The following is a 3883-nucleotide window of genomic DNA, read 5'->3' as shown; positions in this document are numbered from 1 at the left end:
CTGAGGTCGCTGCACTGATACTCGAAGCTAATCTGGTGAAGAAGAACAGGCCGCATTACAACATCGCCCTGAAGGATGACAAGCGTTATCCTTACGTGAAGGTCACTGTCAATACAAAATTTCCCAAGATATTCATAACTCGCCGCAGGCTTATAGACGGCGCCCTCTATTTTGGCCCTTATACGAATGTGAAACCTGTCAAACAGACCCTTGAGATGATCTCACAGATATTCAGGATAAAAAGATGCAACCGTAGAATAGACGGCAAAGGAAAAAGGCCATGCCTGAACTATCATATCGATCGATGTTATGCCCCATGCAATGGCTCGATCTCCCCTGAAGAATATCGCAATAATGTGATGGAAGCGGTGAAGTTCTTTAAGGGTGAGACATCCGGCATAATAAAAGAGCTTCAGGAAAAGATGAACACCCATGCTATTACACAGGAATATGAGAGTGCTGCTGCGATACGTGACCAGATAGATGCTCTGAAAAGCCTTTCCCAGCAGCAGACAGCCACTGCGGGAAATGATGACAGCGATATAATTGCAACTGCCTCTGACGATGAGACCGTTTTCGTACAGATCTTCTACATCAGGGATGGCAACATGGTAGGTAAAGCCGATCTATCCCTTTCGTGGGGAGATGCCACCGGCAATATAGCCCGTGTCACAGAGGAATTCATAAAGCAATACTATCAGGATGCCCCTGTACCACCTGAGATACTTGTACAACACCCGATACCCGAAAAGGAACTCGTAATCAAATGGCTTTCCGAAAAAGCAGCGAGAAGTGTACAAATACAGGTACCTCAAAGGGGTAACAAGAAAAGATTGATGGAAATGGCCGAGCAAAATGCCCAAATGACCATGGAGCAGGCACATCTTAAGCATAGTGATAAGGAACAGGCACTGCAAGCAATGGTACAACTAAAGGAAGCTCTTGCACTGTCCACATTGCCTGCACACATCGAAGGCTTTGACATTTCGAACATATCAGGCACTGATGCTGTTGGTTCAATGGTGGTCTTTGAGAACGGCATACCTGCAAATAGCAAATACAGGCATTTCAACATAAAAACGGTAAAGGGAATAGATGATTTTGCCATGATGGCAGAAGTAGTAAAACGCAGGTATACGCGGCAAAAAGCCGAGAAAGATAAACTTCCGGACCTCATCCTCATAGACGGAGGTCCCGGACAGGTCAGTGCTGCCATGGGCTCTTTAAAGGAACTGCAACTCGACATCCCGCTTGTAGGACTTGCAAAACGATTCGAGCATATCATCGTACCAAAGGATGACACCGATGAGGTTGTAATATTACCCCACACATCCGAAGCACTCAAAGTGCTCATGCGTGTAAGGGATGAGAGCCACAGGTTCGCTGTATCATCCCACAGAAGAAGACGCACTGCAAGGCTCTCCCACTCAGAACTGGACACTATTCCGGGAGTCGGAGCCTCAAGAAAAAAGGCATTGTTGAACCATTTCAGTTCCATTGAGCAGATACGCCATGCATCCGTTGAGGAACTTACTGCAGTGGATGGCATCAGTAAAGGACTTGCCGAAAAGATCGTTGCTCATTTTAATAAAGAGAGAGTTGCAAACCAGTAAATTTGATCATTTATTGCTGCGAGATGCGACATTGTATCGTAAAAATTGCCTGCTTTTTTTAGAGATGGTGATGCATCAATGTACATACATGCATTTGCTCCACAATTTGAATATGATGCAGAAACTGGCATCCGTTTGCAACAAAAAAAGTGAGAGAACGATATTCTGACATGAAACTTTGATAAAGGAAAATACCATAATTAAGATTAAGGAACACAGCGTTCAAAGAACAAACTCATGGTAACAAGCAGGTGAGGAACTTTAAAATGATAGACGAAATGATAAGGGAAACGGAAAAAGAGCTCAAAGCGTTGAAAAAATATCCCGATGAAAAGCTTATTGAGATAATAAAGGAGGTCGGGTTCGAGTGCGATCTGTGCGGGATGTGCTGCACAAGACAGTTCAACGACCATGTTTTCCTGCTGGAAAAAGATGTGGAAGCAATGAAACAGATAGATGCATCCCTTATCACCCCTGCACCATACTATGAGTTCTGTGACCAGAAAGGGAATTTTTATGTTTCCGGATACTCACTGAGAACAAAAGAGGATGGAAGTTGCGTTCTTCTCGAGAACAATAGGTGTACCATCTATGACAAGAGGCCTACCATATGCAGCCTTTATCCGTACATGCTCCACCGGGAGACAGATGAAGAAGGCAACCTGGACTGGCGGCAGATATCCGGTCTGGACCAGCATGGATGTTACCATAGTGAGATCACGGATGAAGATGCGAAAGTGATAACATCTGATATTAAAAGCTACGAAGAGGCATACCTTGAGCAGCAGATAGCTTTCTTTAAAAAAGTAAAGGAACATTTCAAAGAGAATGGATCAAGGCATGTCAAATCTGTCTATGACCGCCAGATGCGAGCCTTTGAAAAAGGAAAAGAGATAGTAGTTTACGTATTCCACAACAACGGATTGGAGCTTTGCCGCATCTCAAAAGAGGAATGAGATCACTCATTCCAGTTACCGTTGAGCTTACCATCCCTTGCCATTTTACCCAGCACCCGATTAACAGGATCACTGATAGGTGAGGGAACGATGTTCTCGTAAGGTGTTGAAGGTAAAGGGGAAAGATAATGGGCTCGCACTTTTCCACCCTTTTTGCTGATCCATTTGATCTGGGCAAGTGTTCTTTGCTGGTCTTCTTCGGTCTCATTGGGAAAACCGAAGATAAAGTCCACTACCGGTATGATCTCATGCTCAAAACACCGTTCAACAGCGATATTGACATCTTCGGACGTGTGTCCCCTTAACATTTCTTTCAACATACTGTCACTGCCGGATTGAGCACCCAGACTTATTGTTCTGTTACTACAGTACTTATCGATAAGGTCCAGCCCTTCATGGGTGACAAATTCAGGACGTACTTCGGAAGGGAATGTGCCAAAAAAGATATTCTTGCCTTCAATGGAACTCAACTTTGAAAGCAGAGCTTCTACCTTGTCGAACCTTGGCTGAATACCATTGCCGCCATAAGCAAATGCATTTGAGGAAGTAAAGCGCAGGTCGTTGTAATATTTAGCGAAACTGACAATGGAATCGATGCTTCGATGTCGCATCTCATGCCCAAATATGCGGGGCGTCTGACAGTATTTGCAATTCCACGGACAACCCCTGCTTATCTCTATAGGGGAACGAATACCTTCCGGATCGAAGCACGGATAATCATCAAGGTCCACATGGTCACGCTTTCCTGTAAGCACGACCTTCCCATTGCATTTGTATCCGATTCCTTTGACCTTTGAGACATCCCCGCCTTCAAGGAGAGTATTTACAAGATGAGGAAGTGTCTCTTCGCCTTCCCCGATAACAACAAAATCGAAATGCTCCAGAGTCTCTTCGACCGAACCTGAAGGATGCGGACCACCTGCTATACAGATAGTACCAGCTGCGCGGGAATCGACCTCTGCAAACACATTTTCTTTTTGTTTGGTGGCAAAGCTATAGATCATGATGCCCTCATGTATCTCTTTTACAAGCTTTCCTTCGGGAATAAGGGGGAGAAGTGCTGCAAGGCTGTAAGTGTTCTTCTGCATCAGCCTGAAACATATATCCATTTTTTTAACCTCAAGTAATTACCAGTGTAAAAGGCACTAGAGTAAAACATAGCAGACCAATTATGAAAGTCCCGATCCCCAATGCCATTCTCCTGTTGTCAAGCTTAATATCATCATTTAAGGTTCTTGGATGACCTGCCAGTGCAAAAAGCAGAAGGAAGATAGACCAGAACATCCAGATACCGCCATTTTGCTGAAGTACGAA

General features: G+C 44.5%; 3 protein-coding genes and 1 pseudogene. 2 read left to right on the top strand and 2 right to left on the bottom strand.

Going from position 1 to position 3883, the window contains the following annotated elements; translation table 11 throughout:
- Together uvrC and KDK67_RS13720 are read left to right on the top strand one after the other, a co-directional pair.
- Positions 1–1613 (top strand): excinuclease ABC subunit UvrC (gene uvrC / locus KDK67_RS13725; protein WP_250869418.1); only part of this gene is annotated, 1613 nt, incomplete at its 5' end.
- A 266-nt stretch (positions 1614–1879) separates the two neighbouring features.
- Positions 1880–2569, top strand: coding sequence for a YkgJ family cysteine cluster protein (locus KDK67_RS13720; protein WP_250869417.1), 690 nt, complete (start codon positions 1880–1882; stop codon positions 2567–2569).
- A 2-nt stretch (positions 2570–2571) separates the two neighbouring features.
- On the opposite strand, the gene KDK67_RS13715 is transcribed toward KDK67_RS13720, so the two are convergent.
- Together KDK67_RS13715 and KDK67_RS13710 are read right to left on the bottom strand one after the other, a co-directional pair.
- Complete coding sequence (locus KDK67_RS13715) at positions 2572–3678, bottom strand: TIGR04013 family B12-binding domain/radical SAM domain-containing protein (protein WP_250869416.1); 1107 nt, start codon at positions 3676–3678, stop codon at positions 2572–2574.
- Between the two features lie 10 nt (positions 3679–3688).
- A pseudogene (locus tag KDK67_RS13710) lies at positions 3689–3883 on the bottom strand (site-2 protease family protein); the annotation flags it as partial.

It is taken from the genome of Methanococcoides seepicolus, assembly GCF_023684405.1.
Lineage (GTDB): Archaea > Halobacteriota > Methanosarcinia > Methanosarcinales > Methanosarcinaceae > Methanococcoides > Methanococcoides seepicolus.
Note: the sequence above shows the minus strand (reverse complement) of the source record. Positions and strands in the feature narration are given on the sequence as shown.

Coding starts and splice junctions, on each gene's coding strand:
- KDK67_RS13720 (WP_250869417.1), top strand. CDS start 1,880: ATGATAGACGAAATGATAAGGGAAACGGAAAAAGAGCTCAAAGCGTTG.
- KDK67_RS13715 (WP_250869416.1), bottom strand. CDS start 3,678: ATGGATATATGTTTCAGGCTGATGCAGAAGAACACTTACAGCCTTGCA.